General features: G+C 75.8%; 14 protein-coding genes. 4 read left to right on the top strand and 10 right to left on the bottom strand.

Annotation, left to right across the window (positions count from 1 at the left end; all coding sequences use genetic code 11):
• Positions 1-89 precede the first annotated feature (89 nt).
• The 3 genes from ACFYNS_RS14385 to ACFYNS_RS14395 all read left to right on the top strand — a co-directional run bounded on the left by ACFYNS_RS14385 (position 90) and on the right by ACFYNS_RS14395 (position 4,257).
• Positions 90-446 carry a hypothetical protein gene (locus ACFYNS_RS14385; protein WP_360293924.1) on the top strand — a complete coding sequence of 119 codons (357 nt, stop codon included), beginning with the start codon at positions 90-92 and terminating at the stop codon, positions 444-446.
• 34 nt (positions 447-480) lie between these two features.
• Entirely contained in the window at positions 481-2,799 is a 2,319-nt protein-coding gene (locus ACFYNS_RS14390) for a TOMM precursor leader peptide-binding protein (protein WP_360293922.1), read from the top strand.
• A gap of 174 nt (positions 2,800-2,973) precedes the next feature.
• Positions 2,974-4,257, top strand: a complete 1,284-nt coding sequence (locus ACFYNS_RS14395; protein WP_388602898.1) for a sensor histidine kinase — start codon at positions 2,974-2,976, stop codon at positions 4,255-4,257.
• Here the strand turns inward: ACFYNS_RS14395 and ACFYNS_RS14400 are convergent.
• On the bottom strand, positions 4,193-4,798 hold the full coding sequence (locus tag ACFYNS_RS14400) for a response regulator (protein WP_019358469.1): 606 nt from the start codon (positions 4,796-4,798) through the stop codon (positions 4,193-4,195). The genes ACFYNS_RS14395 and ACFYNS_RS14400 overlap by 65 nt on opposite strands.
• A 122-nt stretch (positions 4,799-4,920) precedes the next feature.
• Between ACFYNS_RS14400 and ACFYNS_RS14405 the strand changes: the two genes are divergently transcribed.
• Positions 4,921-6,156 carry a cytochrome P450 gene (locus tag ACFYNS_RS14405; RefSeq protein ID WP_388602900.1) on the top strand — a complete coding sequence of 412 codons (1,236 nt, stop codon included), beginning with the start codon at positions 4,921-4,923 and terminating at the stop codon, positions 6,154-6,156.
• On the opposite strand, the gene ACFYNS_RS14410 is transcribed toward ACFYNS_RS14405, so the two are convergent.
• The 9 genes from ACFYNS_RS14410 to ACFYNS_RS14450 all read right to left on the bottom strand — a co-directional run bounded on the left by ACFYNS_RS14410 (position 6,119) and on the right by ACFYNS_RS14450 (position 16,792).
• Entirely contained in the window at positions 6,119-6,559 is a 441-nt protein-coding gene (locus ACFYNS_RS14410; RefSeq protein ID WP_388602902.1) for a DUF4260 family protein, read from the bottom strand. The genes ACFYNS_RS14405 and ACFYNS_RS14410 overlap by 38 nt on opposite strands.
• The gene (locus tag ACFYNS_RS14415; protein ID WP_388602905.1) at positions 6,556-7,683 is read right to left on the bottom strand and encodes an alpha/beta fold hydrolase; all 1,128 of its coding nucleotides are present in this window, start codon (positions 7,681-7,683) and stop codon (positions 6,556-6,558) included. Before ACFYNS_RS14415 ends, ACFYNS_RS14410 begins: the two co-directional genes overlap by 4 nt.
• Positions 7,680-8,978, bottom strand: coding sequence for an FAD-dependent monooxygenase (locus tag ACFYNS_RS14420; protein WP_388602907.1), 1,299 nt, complete (start codon positions 8,976-8,978; stop codon positions 7,680-7,682). The genes ACFYNS_RS14415 and ACFYNS_RS14420 overlap by 4 nt, the downstream gene beginning before the upstream one ends.
• Positions 8,968-9,837 (bottom strand): 4'-phosphopantetheinyl transferase superfamily protein, encoded by an 870-nt coding sequence (locus tag ACFYNS_RS14425; protein WP_360293904.1) that lies wholly within the window; start codon positions 9,835-9,837, stop codon positions 8,968-8,970. Before ACFYNS_RS14425 ends, ACFYNS_RS14420 begins: the two co-directional genes overlap by 11 nt.
• A gap of 108 nt (positions 9,838-9,945) precedes the next feature.
• Positions 9,946-10,173, bottom strand: a complete 228-nt coding sequence (locus ACFYNS_RS14430) for an acyl carrier protein (protein ID WP_360293902.1) — start codon at positions 10,171-10,173, stop codon at positions 9,946-9,948.
• Positions 10,152-12,236, bottom strand: coding sequence for an HAD-IIIC family phosphatase (locus tag ACFYNS_RS14435; protein WP_388602911.1), 2,085 nt, complete (start codon positions 12,234-12,236; stop codon positions 10,152-10,154). The genes ACFYNS_RS14430 and ACFYNS_RS14435 overlap by 22 nt, the downstream gene beginning before the upstream one ends.
• Positions 12,229-13,287, bottom strand: a complete 1,059-nt coding sequence (locus ACFYNS_RS14440; RefSeq protein ID WP_360293897.1) for a 3-oxoacyl-ACP synthase III family protein — start codon at positions 13,285-13,287, stop codon at positions 12,229-12,231. The genes ACFYNS_RS14435 and ACFYNS_RS14440 overlap by 8 nt, the downstream gene beginning before the upstream one ends.
• Positions 13,284-16,424, bottom strand: coding sequence for a type I polyketide synthase (locus ACFYNS_RS14445; RefSeq protein ID WP_388602914.1), 3,141 nt, complete (start codon positions 16,422-16,424; stop codon positions 13,284-13,286). The genes ACFYNS_RS14440 and ACFYNS_RS14445 overlap by 4 nt, the downstream gene beginning before the upstream one ends.
• A 2-nt stretch (positions 16,425-16,426) precedes the next feature.
• Positions 16,427-16,792 carry an acyl carrier protein gene (locus ACFYNS_RS14450; RefSeq protein WP_360293893.1) on the bottom strand — a complete coding sequence of 122 codons (366 nt, stop codon included), beginning with the start codon at positions 16,790-16,792 and terminating at the stop codon, positions 16,427-16,429.
• Between the last annotated feature and the right edge of the window lie 10 nt (positions 16,793-16,802).

The raw sequence follows: 16,802 nt of genomic DNA on the forward strand, positions 1-16,802 counted from the left end.
CCTCACGATCGGGCCACTCCCCACAGCACCGCGTCGCCCCATGAGTCCACGGGGGGCCATGGGTTCCTCTCTCCAGACGGGAGACCACGATGTCAGGTCACGCGCTCGCCAAGGTCACCGCACCCCGCACTCCGGGGGCCGCGCACTCGCTCGACCAGGACTGGCGTTTCGCCGAACTGACCGCGCAATGCTGCCTCGACCCCGCCCTCGCACTGCGCTACGCGGTCGAACCGCGCGGCGTGCTGGCCGAGTTCGGGATCGCCACCGACACGGCGACACCCGTCCCCGCCCTGCCCGCCGGACTGGGCAGCGAGGTGACGATCACCAGCCTCAACCCGAGCGACACCGTCGGGCACACCACCGACTGCTCGAGCTGGACCTACGCACCGCCGAACGAGCCGGCACCGGCCGGCGTTCCGGTCTCCCCCGCGGCATCGACACGCTGAACCGCGCCCGAGCCGACCGAACGGGGGAAACGGAATGGAGACCGGCACCACACCACCGAGACCGGGGTTCCGCAAGCACCTGCGGCCCGCCGTCGTACCGGGCGACGCCACCTACCTCGTCTCCGAACAGGGGGTCACCGCCGTGGAAGGCGCGGCGATGGCCGCCCTGGCACCACTGCTCGACGGCAGCCGGGACCTGGCGCAGCTGGCCCGGGAGACCCGCGGGGTGCTCTCGCCCGGCCAGCTCGGCAGCATCCTGGGGCAGTTGGCTCAGGCCGACCTGGTCGCCGACTTCGCCCCGGCGGCCGGGCCGGCCGGCCCGGCCGCCGGCAGCCCCGGGCACTCCGACGCCACGTCCGCGTTCTGGGAGTCCGCCGGACTCGACGGGACGCGGGCCGACGCCGAACTGTCCGCCGGCCGGGTCCGGCTGCTGACCGTCGGCGGCGACGAGGACCGACAGGCCGCCCGGGACGCCTTCCGGGCGGCCGGGATCGCACCGGCCCGGCCGGGCGAGGCCGACGCGCACACCCTCACCGTGGTGCTGTGCGAGGACTACCTCACCCCCGCGCTGGCCGACATCGACGCGGCCCAGCGCCGCACCGGCCGGCCCTGGCTGCTGGCCAAGCCCTCCGGCGTCCAGCCGTGGCTCGGCCCGATCTTCCAGCCCGGCACCGGCGCCTGCTGGCACTGCCTGCACCACCGGCTGCGCCACCACCGCTCCGCGCACAGCTACGTGGGCCGTGCGCTGGGCCTCCCGGCGCCGGTCACCCCGCCGCGCGCGCACATCGCCGCCAGCCGGGCCAGCGCCCTCCACCTGCTGGCCCTGCAGGCGGCGACCTGGCTGGGCGGCTTCCGGGACGGCCGGCAGTCGTCGGTGTGGACCCTGGACAGCCTGCGCGGCGAGGGGAGACACCATCCGGTGGAGCGCCGCCCGCAGTGCCCGGTCTGCGGCGATCCGACGCTGGTCGCGGCCCGGGCACGGCAACCCGTGGTGCTCCGCTCCCGCCCCAAGGTGCCCACCGGAGGCGGCCACCGGTCGGTCTCCGCACGGGAGATGCTGCGGCGGCATGAACACCTGGTGAGCGAGGTCACCGGGGTGGTGCGGCTGCTCAACCGCGACCCGCGCTGCCCGGAGGACCTCAACGCCTTCGTGTCCGGCAGCAATCCGGCGCTGCTCGGCGACGGGGTGCACACGCTGCGCTCGGCGCTGCGCAGCCACAGCGCCGGCAAGGGCGTCACCGAGCTCGACGCGAAGGTCGGGGCGCTGTGCGAGGCGCTGGAGAGGTACTCCGGCACCTTCCAGGGGGACGAGGAGCGGATCCCGGGACGGTACGCGGAGCTGGGCGCCGCCGCGGTGCACCCCAACACCCTCCAGCTGTACGACGAGCGGCAGTTCGCCCGTCGGCGGGAGTGGAACGCAGTGCACTCGCCGTTCCAGTTCGTCTGCGACCCGTTCGACGAGAACGCGGTGGTCGACTGGACGCCCGTGTGGTCGCTGACCGAGCGGCGGCACCGGCTGCTGCCCACCGCGATGCTCTACTTCGCCACCCCGCGGCGGGCCGGCGATCCGGAGCCGGTGCGGGCCGACTCCAACGGCAACGCGGCGGGCAGCAGCCTGGAGGACGCCGTCCTGCAGGGCTTCTACGAGCTGGTGGAGCGCGACGCGGTGGCCCTGTGGTGGTACAACCGCACCCTCCAGCCGCAGGTGGACCCGGAGTCCTTCGGCGAGGAGTGGATCGCACGGATGCGCGCCTCCTACGCCGCGCTCGGCCGGGAATTCTGGGTGCTGGATGTGACCTCGGACCTGGGGATCCCGGTGATGTGCGCGGTCTCCCGGCGCGCCCGCCGCCTCGGCGGGAAGGGGCCGGAGGAGCGCGAGGACCTCGTGTTCGGCTTCGGCTGCCACCCGGACCCGGCCCTGGCGCTGCGCCGGGCGCTGACCGAGATGACACAGATGCTGCCCGCGGTGCTGGACACCCGCAACAGCTTCGAGGACCCGGTCTTCCGCGACTGGTGCACCCGGCGCACCCTCGCCGACCAGCCCTATCTCGCGCCGGACCCGGAGGCCCGCACCCTGGGCGCCGCCGACTTCGGATACGCCCCCCGCGCCGATCTGCGCGAGGACGTGGAGGACGCGGTCGGGCTGCTGGGCCGGCACGGGATGGAGCTGCTGGTGCTGGACCAGACGCGGCCCGACCTGGGCATCCCGGTGGTGAAGGTACTGGTGCCGGGACTGCGGCACTTCTGGGCACGCTTCGCACCGGGGAGGCTCTACGACGTACCGGTCCGGCTCGGACGCCGCGCCGAGCCGGTCGACTACGACGGGCTGAACCCCATCCCGGTGTTCGTCTAGCCGCGTTCCGGTGTTCGTCCAGCCGATGGTGGCACCCGATCCCCTCGCCTATGCTGTGCACACCTTCGGCGGGGCGAGGGGAGAGCGCGAGTGAGCTCAGGGGGAAAACGAATCTCTTTACATCGGCAACGAAACGGCACGCGGCAGCCACTCGCCTACGGGGTCGACGCCGCGATGGCGCCCCGGATCGTGCTGGTGGTCTTCGTCGTCGCCATGGCCGGAATCCTGGGTGCCGCGGTGCTGCACCTGCTGACCGTCGGCGGGTCGCCGATACAGATCCTGGTCGGCACGGCGGCGATCGCGGTGATGTTCTGCACCCAGGTGGCCCGCACCACCCAGCGGGGCATGCGGCTGCACCGCACCCACCAGTTCTGGGTGCTGGGCGTGCAGATCGTCTGCACCTTCCTGCCGATGCTGCTGATGGGCACGGCCTGGGTCGGGCTGCCGGGGCTGCTGGCGGGCTCGCTGCTGCTCACCCTGCGGCCGCCCTGGTCCTGGCTGGGGGTCGCCGGGTGTGTGGCCAGCGTCCTGGCCGTCACCTGGTTCTCGGGCTGGGCACCGCTGCGGGTGGCCTACAACGGGGTGTCGGCGCTGACGACGTGCGCCGTGGTCTACGGGCTGACCAAGCTGTCCGAGATCGTCCTCCAACTGCGTGCGGCACAACAGGAGATCGCCCGGCTGGCGGTGGAGGAGGAGCGGCTGCGCTTCGCCCGGGACCTGCACGACCTGCTGGGCTACAGCCTGTCGGCGATCACCCTGCGCAGCGAGCTGGCGCACCGGCTGGTGGACGCCGACCCGCCGCGCGCCCAGAGCGAGGTGGCGCATGTGCTGGAGATCTCCCGGCAGGCGCTGGCCGATGTCCGCTCGGTGGCGCGCAGCTACCGGAACATCTCGCTGCCCGCCGAGATCTCCTCGGCCGTCTCGGTCTTCGAGGCCGCCGGGATCGACGCGGAGGTCGACTCGACGCTGGAGAGCGTCCCGGAGACGGTGGGCACCGTGCTGGCCACGGTGCTGCGGGAAGGCGTCACCAACATCCTGCGGCACAGCAAGGTGCGCCGCTGCCAGATCACGGTGTGCGGCGACGCGGACTGCGCCGTGCTGCGGCTGGTCAACGACGGCGTGCAGCCGCTGCCCGATCCGCGGGACCCCACGACGCCGCGCCCGGACGACGAGGGAGGCAGCGGGCTCGGCAATCTGGCCGCGCGGGTGAACGCGATCGGCGGCACCCTGCGGGCCGGTCTGCGGGAGGACGGCTGCTTCCGGCTGGAGGCGCGCATCCCGCCCCCTTCCCCCGGCCGTCCGGCGGGCCGGGAGGCCGGGCCCGGGCGGTGCGCGGACCGCGCGCCGGGCGGGCCGCACGGCACGGCCCGGGCGGCGGCGGTCTCCGGTGCGGCTACAGCCAGCCCTGCTCCCGGGCGATCCGCAGAGCGTCCACCCGGTTTCGGGCCCCCAGCTTGATGACGATGGCCGTCAGGTAGTTGCGCACGGTCCCCACGGACAGGAAGAGCCGCCCGGCGATGTCGGCGGCCTCGGCGCCCTCGGCCGCCAGCCGCAGCACCTCGGTCTCCCGGGAGGTGAGCGGGTTCTCCCGGGCCGACCAGGCGTCCAGGGCCAGTTCGGGGTCGATGACCCGCTCGCCGGCGCGTATCCGGCGGATGGCGTCGGCCAGCTTGCTCGGCGGCGCGTCCTTGAGCAGGAAGCCCGAGACGTGGGCCTCCAGGGCGCGGCGCAGGTTGCCGGGCTGGCCCAGGCTGGTGAGGATCAGGGTGCGGCAGGCGGGCAGCTTCTCGTGCACCTCGGCGGCCGCGGTCAGCCCGTCCACGCCCGGCAGGTCGATGTCGATGACGGCGACGTCGGGGCGGTGCGCGAGGACAGCCGGCAGGATGGCGCTGCCGGAGTCGATCTCGGCGACGATCTCGATGTCCTTCTCGATGTCGAGCAGCGCCACCAGAGCACCGCGCACCATGTGCATGTCCTCGGCGAGCACCACTGAGATCATCGTCGAGTTCCCCCGCGGACTCGGCCGGCCGGACTGGCGTTAGCGAGGCGAGAATACCGCGCCCCGTCACATGCAACACCGACTCGACCACGATTCGAGTCCAGAGTTCAACAGTCCGTTACATGGCTCAGGATTCCGCCACACCCACGCCTGCCCGCCCCTACCCCCCGCCGCGCCGCTCGGCGACCGAGGTCCCCGAGGACTACGCGCTGCTGCGCGCCGAGGAACCCGTCGCCGCCGTCACGCTCCCCAGCGGCGATCCGGGACACCTGGTCAGCCGCTACGACGACGTACGGACCCTGCTCGCCGACCCCCGCTGCTCGCGGGCGGCGACGGTGGCGCCCGAGGCGCCGAAGCTCACGGCCGTCCCGTTCGACGCGGGCGGCCTGTTCACCATGGACCCGCCCGAACACACCCGGCTGCGCGGTCTGGTCGCCCGCGCCTTCACCCCGCGCCGGGTGGAGCGGATGCGGCCCCGGCTGGAGGAGCTGGCCGTGGAGCTGGCCGACGCCATGGCCGCCGGGGACGGTGCCGGGGGCTCCCCCACCGATCTGAACGCGGCCTTCGCCTTCCCGTTCCCGATGGCCGTGATCTGTGAGCTGCTGGGGGTGCCCTTCGCGGACCGGGAGCGCTTCCGCACCTGGTCGGACGCGGTGCTGTCACTGACGGCGCATCCGCCGGAGGAGATGCTGCGGCACAAGCAGGCGCTGCTGGCCTATCTGGCGGACCTGGTGGCGGACAAGCGGCGTGCTCCCGGCACCGATCTGCTGAGCGCGCTGGTCGGCGTCCGGGACGAGGAGGGCCGGCCCGACGAGCGGGAACTGCTGGTGCTGGCGATGACGTTGCTGGTCGCCGGGCACGAGACCACGGTCGGGGTGCTGGGCACCTCCGTGCTGACCCTGCTGCGGCAGCCGGAGCGGCTCGGCCTGGTGCCGGACGGGGAGGAGGCGACGGCCGCGCTGGTGGAGGAGCTGCTGCGGCTGAACCCGATCGGGGACGGCGGGCCGCTGCGGGTCACCACGGAGCCGGTGGAGGTGGCCGGCCGGGTGCTGCCGCCGAACAGCGCCGTGATCGCGTCCGTCTGCTCAGCCAACCGGGACGGCAGCCGGTACACCGATCCGGACCGCTTCGACCCGGACCGCACCGGTGATCCGGCCCAGCCGCCGCACCTGGCCTTCGGACACGGTCCGCACTACTGCCTGGGCGCGCCGCTGGCGCGCGCCGAACTGGCCGTCGCGCTGCGGGTGCTGGCCGACCGCTTTCCCGCACTGCGGCTGGCGGTGCCCGTCGAGGAGGTCACCATGCACCGGGGGCTGCTGGTCAACCGGTTGACGGAGCTGCCCGTCCGGTGGGACTGAGCGCGGCGCCGCGGGGTCCGGCGGGAGCCGGGCCCCGGATGCGGGAGCCGTCGCGGGCCCGCGGCCCGTATCCGAAGGCGCGGTCGACGGCGATGTGGGCGAGCCAGCCGCAGGCCGCGACGCGCAGCGGACGGCTGTCCAGGACACGCGCGGTGCCGTAGAGCAGGAGCGGCACTCCCGGCGAGTGCAGCACGTTGTAGGAGCGGACCGCGTACCGGGGCAGCGGGTCGAACGCGGGGGCCGCGGCGATGCCGTGCAGCAGCGCGAGGTCGGGCAGCACCGCACAGGTCCACAGCACGCGGCTACGGGGCCCGCCCAGCCGGGCGCCCGCGTACAGCGCCGCGACCCCGACCGTGCCGCTGAGTATCCGCCCCCGCGGGGTGCACCACGTCCAGCCCCTCATGTCCGCACCCGGCCCCGGCCGCCGCGGCGCACTCCCGCGACCGCCTCCAGCACCGCCCGCCGCACCGGGTGGACGCCCAGGCCGCGGAGCGCGGAGCCGAGCAGCAGCGGGCGGACGCGGCCCAGGTGGGCCGGGGCCCCGTGCTCGTCGTCGACCACGAGCAGCCTGCAGCGCGCCGCGGGGTCCCGCAGCAGCGCGGCCGCGTCGGCGAGCGGCACGACCTCGTCCCGCAGCGCGGCGACGTAGGTGACCGGGAGGTGCGCGAGGCGGGCCAGCTCCGGCGGTGCGAGCGCCCAGTCCCGCAGTGCGGGCAGCACATCGGCGGGCGGATGTCCGGTCAGCCGCGCGAGGGTGTGCGCCGTCGTGGCCGGGATGCGGGCGTGCTGCCCGGCGTCCCGGAAGAAGTGCCGTACCGGCGCGCCCACGGTGGAGACGCCGGTGATCCGGCGGTCGGTCAGCGCGGCCCGCAGCGCCAGATGGCCGCCGAAGCTGAGCGCCACGGCATGCGTGCGGCCGACGTCCGCGCGGTCGGCAAGGTGGTCGAGCAGGGCACCGAGCATGGCGGGGGCCGCGGTGTCGTAGGGCAGGGTGTTCTCCCCCACGCCGGGCAGTTCGGTGACGGCCACGGCGGTGCCCAGCGTGGCGGCGCGGGCCAGCAGCGGGGCCCACTGCTCCTTGACCGAGACGATGCCGCCGCACACCAGGATCAGGGGACGCGGGGCGCTGCGGGAGAGCCCGGCCGTCCAGGCGGTGAACCGGCCGGTGCCGCCGGGCGGTTCGATCTCCGCCCGGCCGATGTCAGGGCGGGTGGACCGCCAGCGGTCGAAGGAGCTCACGCACAGCCGTTGGGCCCGTTCCCGCGCCGGACCGTCCGGGTGGGGGAAGCGGGCCAGCGCGTAGTGGCGGACCGCGTCCAGGTGCCTGCCGCGCGCGGCGAGCGCGTCACCCGCGCGGCTCCACACGGCGGGCCAGGAGTCGGGGCCCTCGCCGTAGGCGCTGCGGACGCGGGTGAGGACGGCGCGGCAGCGGTCGGCCGGGATGCCCTGCGCGCGGGCGTGCAGCGGTGCGAGCGCCCGGAGTTCGGCCAGACCGGGCGGGCCGGTCAGTGCTGCGGTATCGCTCATACGGGTGTCACCTCGCTGGGCGTGGGCGGCTGTTCCCGCCGGGCGGCGGGGCGCCGGCCGGGGAAGTAGGCGGGGGCCAGCACCCGGCGGCGCAGCGCGGGGCTCGTGTCCAGCGCGCGGTAGACGGTCCGGCGCAGCGCTGTCGCGGCGGGCGCCGTGAGCGCGAACATCCGCTCCTGCCGCAGCTGGAGCGCGCGCGAGCGGCGCACGTCCGGCTCCCGGCGCCGCTGGAAGAGGTCCAGCGCGGTGCGCAGGGCGCGGCCGCGGGCCCGCCGGTCGCGGCCCAGCGCCTCGGCGGCCAGCGGCGCGAGCGCGACCGCGTCGGCCAGCGCGTGGTTGACGCCCTGGCCGAGGACGGGCGAGAGGGTGTGCGCGGCATCGCCCACCAGGACGACGCCGGGCGCCGACCAGTGCGGCACATCGGCGGTGAAGATGTCCAGCAGCGCCGTGTCCGACCACGCCCGCAGACTGCCGCGGGCCGCTTCCCCGGCCTCGGGGGCCAGTCGGCCGATGCGGGCGCACAGCAGGTCGAGGCCGCCCGCGCGCAGCGCCCGCAGCCCGCCCTTGGGGATGTTGAGGCCGACCCGGACGGTGCCGTCCGCGCAGGGCAGGAACAGGCCGTGGCTGTCCCCGGCGATCCGCACCCGGTAGACGCGGCGATCCCAGCCTGCGGGGAAGGGCAGCTTCAGCCACACCACGTCGCGCTCCAGCGGCCGATGCCGCACCCGCTCCTGGAGTCCGGACAGCCGGCGCACGGCGCTGTGGCGGCCGTCCGCGCCGACGGTCAGCGGCGCCTCGACTCGCACGGTGCCGGTGGGGGTGCGCGCCCGTACGCCGGCCACGGCCGGGCCGTCGACCAGCAGTCCGACCGCGGTGGCGGGCTCCAGCACCGTGCAGGAGCCCGGCTGCCGGGCGGTCTGCTCGGCGAGCGCCGCCAGCAGCGCGTCCTGCGGCAGTTCGGCGGGGTGCCGGTAGCGGTAGGGGAAGTCGGCGAACCGCAGGTCGAGCACGCGGCGGCCCGCGTCCTGGATCTCCAGCCGGTCCACCCGGTGCGCTGCCCCGCGGACCCGCTCCCAGACGCCGAGTCCGGCCAGCAGCCGCACGCCGTCCGGTGAGACGGACTCGCCGCGGAAGGCCGGGCCCGTGCCGCGGGCCGGGTCGCGCTTCTCCAACAGCACGACGTCGAGGCCCAGCCGGGTCAGCGCCAGGGCCAGGGCCCGGCCGCCGGGGCCGCCGCCGACCACGCACACGTCGGCGCTCAGCGCGCTCCCGGCGGCTGTCCCGTCACTGCGCACGGTGCCCCTCCTCCGTCCCGTCGACCAGCGCGGCGATGAGCCCGTCGTCCAGCATGGTGGCGGCCGCGGTGTCGTCGGTGTCGCCGAAGCCGGCGTCGAAGTGGGCGACGCTGACGGTGTAGGCGCGGTCCACCAGACTGGTGTGGAAGGCCCATTCGGCGCCGGTGCCCGGCTCCCCGTCGGGCCGCAGCACCTGCACGTTGTGGTCCTGCGGGCTGAAGCCGAACTCGGTGAAGCGGAACCGCATGCCCTGTCCGATGGCCTTGCTGTACGCCTCCTTCAGGGTCCACAGCCGCACCAGCGCCGCGTTGCGCCGCTCCTCGGCGATCTGCGCGAGGGCGCTGCGCTCGTACGGTGTGCAGACCTGCTTCTCGGTGCCCAGGCCCAGCATGGGGCGGTCCTTCGCCTCGGCGTCCACCCCGATCCAGCCGCGCCGGGTGAGGCCGACGAGCAGCAGGTTCTCGGTGTGGCTGAGACTGATGTCGATCTGGTCCAGGCCGCGCAGATAGGGGCGGCCACCGGGCTTGTAGGCCAGCTCGACCGCCTCGGGCGCGGCCTCGACGACCGCGCACGCGACGTGTTTGAGCAGCAGCCGGGACGCCACGAAGCGGGCCCGCACCTGCGGGTGGCCCATCGCCCGGAAGCGGGCGTGGTCCCGGCCCAGCAGCGGGCGCAGCCGCGGGTGGTCGAGGTCGGCGGGCAGCCATTCCGGCAGCCGCCCGTACACGACGACGCTGCCGTGCCGCGCGACGGCATCACGGACCCGCTCCCAGGGTCCGTGCGGTCCGTCCATCCGCACCGGCCGGGCGAACGGCTCCGCCGTCCTGCCGTCCACCGCGGGACCCAAGGTGATCGCCATGCCAGCCCTCCAGGCGCGTCGCCGCGCCGTCGGTCGCGTCCACCGCGCGGTGGGCCGCCGGGCCCGGCGCGCGGATGCCCGGCGGCGCCTGCCGGGCGGTCGGGGTGCTCACGCGGTCACCGCCGCGGACCAGATGTCGCGCAGGCTGCGCGCCTGGAGTACGGCGTCCACCGGCACCGGACGGTCGAGTGTCTGCTCCAGCAGCCCGATCAGCCGCAGCAGGTGTACGGAGTCCCACCCGGCCAGCTCGGTCAGCTCCAGCTCGGCGTCGGCGGGTGCCAGCGCCGTGCCGAGGTGGGTGTTGGCGAGCTCGATCAGCTCCTCGACGGTGCGCATGCCTCCACCTCCGCCCCGTCAGCGGTCGGCTCGGTCGGCTGTACGGGGTCGCCGGTCAGCCGCAGCCGCAGCGTGACGTGTCCGGGGACCGGCGGGAGCGTCCGGAGCGGATGCTCGAACCGCACCTCGCCCGCGGCGCGGGACCCCGCGCCGCTCTCCTCACCGGTCTCCGCGTCGTCCCCGCGGTCGGTCCCCGCCGCGGCACCGGCGGCCGGGCCGGTCGCCGTGCCCCTGCCGGTGCCGCTGTCCGGGTGGGCACCGGGGCCGCCGACGGTCCGGAAGCCGTGCCGGGGACAGAGCGTCCGCACGGCCGCGTTGGCCCGGGTGGGGCGCCAGACGGCGTGCACGGCGGTCAGCCCGGCCTCCCGCGCCGCCGCCAGCAGCCCGCCGAGCACGGCCTCCTCGATACCGCGGCCCAGCACCCGACAGCTCAGCAGCAGGTTCTCCATCCGCAGCCGGTCGCCGTCGATCCGCGCGAAGACGGCACCGACCACGCCCTCGTCCCCGAACCGGTCGGCAGCACGCACCGCCAGCACCGCTGCGCCGGGCGCGGCGGCGCGCTGCCGCACCTGCTCGGCGTCCAGCCGCTCCCCGGTCAGGTTGAACCGGTTGGTGCGCAGGGTGAGCTGGGCCAGTCTGGCGAGTTCGTGTTCCCTGGCGGGCGAGACCTCCACCCGCAGCTCCAGGGTGTCCAGAAAGGCGCGGTGGTCGGCGGAGGCGGCCTCGGAGCTCGCCCGCGCCGCGCGCCGGGCGTAGCGCACCGGCCGGAGCCGGTCCTCGTCGGTGAGCGCCGGGGTGTCGAACCAGCCGTCCGCGAGCAGGCGTTCGGTGTGCAGCGCGGGCTCCGCTTCCAGCTCGACCACGGCGGCACCGGGCACCCCCGCGCGCACGCTCTCCCGCTCGAAGGGCGTGTCGTCGGCGAAGACGACCGCCTCCGGGGAGAGGCCAAGCCGCTCGGCGACGGTGCGCACGCCCTCGGCCTTGGAGCCCCAGTCGGCGACCACGGTCGCGAAGTCGTCCGGGCGCAACGGGAACTCGGGGTGCTCGGCCAGGGCCCGGCGGACGGCCCCGTCGTCGTTCCGGCTGCAGACGGCGAGCAGCACACCCTGCGAGGCGAGCTGTTTGACGGTGCGCTGGAAGGCGCCGAAGGCCGCGCCGCGCAGCGTACCGGCTGCCGTGACGCCCTCGGGCCCGTCCTCGGCCAGCACGCCGTCCCACAGGGTGCCGTCCAGGTCGAGCACCAGGCACTTCTTGGCTTCGCCGCGCAGCCCGCGGATCAGATGGGCGGCCTCGCGGGCGTAGTGGGCCAGCAGTTCGGCGGTGCAGTGCGCGTCGGCGTAGGCGCCCAGGCGCGGCTCGTCGGCGCGGACGCCCGCGCTGGTGACCGGTTCCAGATCGAGGACGGCGAGCCCGGCGGACGGCCGGGCCATGTGCAGCAGGTCGGCGTTGAACTGCTTCCACAGGCCGCCCAGTTCGGCGCGCTGGGTGAGGGAGGTGAGCTGGTGGGTGAAGCGGCGCAGCAGCGGCACGGTGTTCAGCACCAGGGTCGCTCCCCTCGGCGCGGAGTCCGCGTGCACCTGGGCCAGTTCGCCGAGCACCCTGCGCAGGCGCTCCGCGGCGACGCTCACCTCCAGCGGCTGCCACGGGGCCTCGACCTTGTCCCAGACGGTGAGCGGGTCCAGCACACACAGGGTGACCTCGGGCGCGTGCGCGTAGAGCGGGGAGCTCGGGTCGGCCAGGTCGCCCAGGTAGCCGCCGCTGCCGCATACCCGGGTGCGGGCCAGGATGCCGTGCCGGGCGAGCTGCGCGGTCAGTGCGGGCAGCACTTCCCCGACCGTGCCCCGCCCGGTGACGGCGACGCGGACGACGGGGGTGTCCGGGTGGTGGGCGAGGACGTCCTCGGGGTCGAGGGGGGCGAGCACCCGGCCGGCGAAGTCGAACGCGTCCCGGTCCGCGGCGGCCAGCAGTGCCCGGACGGCCGGGTACTCGGCCGCGAGCCTGCCCCGGGCGTGCAGGGTGCGCAGCGCGGCGCCCGGGGCCGGTGCGGGATCTCGGTCAGGCATCGGACGCCTCCACGGTGAAGCCGGCCCGGATCCACTTGCTGGACTCCACGGAGAGGACCAGGGCGCGCTGAGCAGGGGTGAGCAGCGGGAGCAGGCGGTCGAGTTGGTGGAGGACCAGCGCGTTGCCGGTGTTGCCGGTCTCCGCGACACAGGAGACCGGCTCCCACTCGAGCCCGCGGCCCAGCTCACTCGTGATCCGCTCGGTCATCCGGCCGCCGAGCTGGGGCGGCAGCAGGTAGTCGACGCTCTCGGGGGGCCAGTCCGCCGCGGTCAGCAGCGCGTCCCGCAGCTCGCGGGCCAGTTCCGGCACCCGCTGCTCGACGGCTTTGTAGTCCTCGCTCACCGGCGTGCGGGGGGCCGTGCCGGACCGCAGGTCCGCGGCGCCGAACCACTCGACGCGCTGCCCCGGAGGGAGTCCGAGCCCGGCCAGCCGGTGTTCGAGGTGGGTGAGCGCCGCCCGGGCGCCGGGCCGCGGCCTGCCGCTGACGACGGCCGCACCCGCGCCGTCGCCGAACAGTACGTAGTTGACCAGCGCGGCCGGCGGCAGGTCCCGGAAGTCCTGGCCCAGGTCCAGATGCTTGCTGCACACGTCGCCGCCGACCACCAGGCCCAGCCCGGCCGGGCCGAGCGACAGCAGGGCGCGGGCCACGGCGAACGCCTGGACCGCGCCGCCGCACCCGGACTGGAGCTGGTAGGCGGCGGCTCCCCGGATGCCGAGCCGGTCGGCCAGCAGGGCCGCGGTGCTGGGCATCAGCGCGTCCGGGGTGGCGGTCGCCAGCACGATGAAGCCCACCTCGGACGGGTCGGCACCGGCGTTGGCCAGGGCCCGGTCCGCCGCGTCGGTGCACAGGTCCTCCAGTGTCCAGCGCGCCCGGCCGGTGTCCAGGTCGACGGCGAAGTGCCGGGTCCGGGTGCCGATGAAGGTCTCCACCCAGGCGGAGGGGATGCCCAGGCGCTCGGCGAGCCGGTCGTTGCCGACCGGTTCGCCGGGCAGCGCCGTTCCGGTGCCCAGCAGATGCACGAGCGGCGGACCCGCGCCCGGGGCCCTCACACGGCCGCCGGTGCCGGCAGGCCGCGCAGGTACGCGGCGAGGGAACCGATGCTCACCAGACCGGCGATCATCTCGGGCAGCGACAGCTCGCCCAGCTCGGGAAAGCGCATCTCCAGCCGGTACTTGAGCTCCATCAGCATCACCGAGTCGAAGCCCAGGTCGTCGTAGAAGCGCACGTCCTCGCCGAGGTCCTCCGGCGCGCTGCCGGTCATCTCGGCCACCACGGCGCGGACTCCGGCCCCGAAGTCCGGCGGCGCCGCCGCACCGAGCGGCTCCGCACCGGACGGCTCCGCACCGGACCGCTGCCCGGGCGTGCCGTGCGGGCCCGGGCCAGTGGCGGTATCGGCGCTGCTCGTCCCGGTGGCGGTGCCCGGGCCGGTGCCGCCGTCCGGGTACGTGCCCGGGCCGGGCCCGGTCTCGTCGGCGTGCTGTACCGGCGCAGGGGCCGGGGGCGGCTGCCGCCAGGAGCGCCACCGGGTGGCGAAGACGTGCGGTGCCATCCGTACGGTGCGCCGGTCGGCGGCGGCGTACAGCCGCTCCCAGCGCGGGTCGAGGCCGTCCTCGTACAGCCGGGCCACCAGCGCGGCGAGGTCCCGGGGACCGGAGTCGGCGCCGCGGCAGGGAGTGAGCACCGGGAGACCGCGCGCGGCGCCGATCCGGCGCAGCACGGGCGCCAGTACGGGCTCCGGGCCGATCTCCACCAGGTGCGTGGGCGGATCGGCGCACAGCGAGCCGACGGCGTCCGCGAACCGGACGGTCGCGGGGATCTGCGCCGTCCAGTACGCGGCGTCCGGCGCGGCCCCCTCGGGCAGCGGTCCGCCGTGCACCGTGGAGTGGAACGGGATGCGCGGCGGCACGGCTGGCAACCCCTCGGCGGCGTCCGCGAAGTCGGCCAGCACCGGCTCCATCAGCGGTGAGTGGAAGGCGTGCGCGACCGGCAGCGGGGTGCAGCCGAAGCCGCGCCGCGCCAGCCGCTCCCGGACCCGGGCCAGGCCCGCCAGGGTGCCGGAGAGCACGGTGGCGCCGGGAGCCTCGACGGCGGCGACCGCGCACCGCGGCTCGGCCTCGACGGCGGCCTGCGCCTCCGCGGCGGCAGCCCGGGTGGCGAGCATTCCGCCGCCTGCGGGCAGCGCCTCCATCAGCGTGCCGCGCCGGGCCACCAGACGGGCGGCGTCGGCCAGTTCCAGCCCTCCGGCGACCACCGCGGCCGCGAACTCGCCGATGCCGTACCCGAGCACCGCGCAAGGCCGCACTCCCAGCTCCCGCAGGCAGGCGGCGAGCGCGTACTCGACGGCGAACAGCGCGGGCTGGGCGAGGCCGGTGCGGTGCACACGGGCGCTGCGGGACAGGAGCAGCTCGTGCACCGGCTCACCGGTCCAGGGGCGCAGCGCGGCCGACGCCTCCCGCAGGAAGCCGCGGTAGAGCGGCGAGCCCGCGTACAGCGCGGCTGTCATACCGGGGTGCTGGGAGCCCTGGCCGGGGAAGACGAAGGCCACCGCGGGCTCTTCGGACGGGGTGGCCCGGTCCGGTACGGCCTCCGCCGCGGCCCGCAGTTCCCCGGCCAGCTCCCGCGGGGTGCCGGCCACCGCGGCGAACCGGACCGGCCGCGCGGCCCGCACCCGGTTGCTCGTCCGGCACAGCGCCGCCACGTCCCGCTCGGGCAGGTCCTCGGCCGCGGCCGCCTGGACGCGGAGGTTGACGCGCAGCGCGTCCGGGGTGTCGGCGGAGAGGGTGAACACCCCGGCGGAGAACGACTCTCCGGCCGCCGACGACTCTCCGACCGCCGACGCTTCTCCGGCCGTCGGCCTCGGCTGCGGCGGCGGCCCCAGGACGAGGTGCGCGTTGGTGCCGCCCATGCCGAAGCTGGAGACGCCGACCCGGAGGCCGGGCCCGTGGGCGGCCAGCTCCAGCGGTTCGGTCAGCAGCTCCATCCGTCGCCGGGCCAGGCCCAGTCGCTCGTTCTCGGCGCCCGCGGCCGGTCCCGGCGGCACGATGCCGTGGTGCACCGCCAGCACCGCCTTCACCAGCCCCGCCATCCCCGCGGCGCCCTCGGTGTGGCCGACGGCGCTCTTCGCGGAGCCGACCGCGAGCGGCGCGGTGCGGGGCCCCTGCCGGGCGCCCAGCGCGTCGTCGAGCGCGAGCACTTCGATGAGGTCGCCGAGCGCGGTGCCGGTGCCGTGCGCCTCCACGTACCGGATCTGCCCGGGCTCGGCGCCCGCACGCAGCCGCGCGGCGGTGACCACGTCCCGCTGCGCGGCGCGGTGCGGCGCCATGATGCCGTTGCTGCGGCCGTCCTGGTTGAGGGCGCTGCCGTGCAGCACGGCGTACACCGGGTCGGCGCGCCGCACCGCGTCGTCCAGCCTGCGCAGCACCAGTACGCCCACACCCTCGCCGCGGCCGATGCCGTCGGCCGCGGCCGTGAACGGTTTGCACCGGCCGTCGGCAGCGGCGAGTCCGGCCTGCCGGTAGATCCGGTCCAGCGCGGTGCCGATGACGATGTTGACGCCGCAGGCCAGCGCCAGCTCGCACTCGTCGGCCTGCAGCGCGGCGCACGCCAGGTGCACCGCCACCAGCGACGAGGAGCAGGCGGTGTCCACGGTGAGGCTGGGGCCGCGCAGGTCGAACTGGTAGGCGAGCCGGTTGGCCAGCATGGAGCGCCCGCTGCCGGTGCCGGTGCGCGGGGTGATCCCGGCCGGGTCGGCCAGCGCCAGCCGGGCCCAGTCGTCGGACATCGCACCGACGTAGCTGCCGGTGCGGCTGCCCGCCAGCCGGGACGGCTCCAGCCCGCTGTCCTCGACCGCCCGCCAGGCGCACTGCAGCAGCAGCCGCTGCTGCGGGTCCATCGCGGTGGCCTCGGCGGTGGGGATGCCGAGGAATCCGGGGTCGAAGGCGTCGGCGTCGGCCAGGAACGCGCCCGGCGCGGCGCCCCGGAAGCGGGAGGGCGGCGGGGCGCCGACGGCGTGCGCGGTGCCGTTGAGCAGCCGCCAGTACCCGGCCGGGTCGGGCGCCCCGGGGAAGGCGCAGTCCAGGCCGACCACGGCGACGGCCCGCGGGTTCGTCCCGGGCGCCGGGGCACCGGTCCCGGCACCCGGCTGCGGCACGGCGTCCTGAAGCGGCGCGGCGTCCTGGTGCGGCATCGTCACACCTCCGCCGGTCCGTCGGCGCGGGCGGTTCCGCCGCGCGCGTACTCGTCGGCCAGGCAGCGGGCCAGCGCCTCGACCGTCGGATGGTCCCAGGCGACGGTGGGCTCCATGAAGAGCGCGAACTCGTCCTCGATGTCGCCGTAGAGGCTCAGCGCGGCCACGGAGTCCAGCCCGTACTCCGCGAAGGGCGTGCGCGGGTCGATGTCCTCGGCGGGGCGGCCCAGGAACTCCGCGAGGCGGTCGGTCAGCCACCGCGCGAACTCGCGCTCCCCCAGCTCCGCGGGGAGCGCCGCCCGGGTCGGGCCCGGCGGACGGCTCCCCGGCAGATATGGGACCCGGGCCCCGGTCGGTTGCGGCATCATGGCATGCTCC

It is taken from the genome of Streptomyces sp. NPDC006925 (assembly GCF_042869575.1).
Classification (GTDB): Bacteria; Actinomycetota; Actinomycetes; order Streptomycetales; family Streptomycetaceae; genus Streptomyces.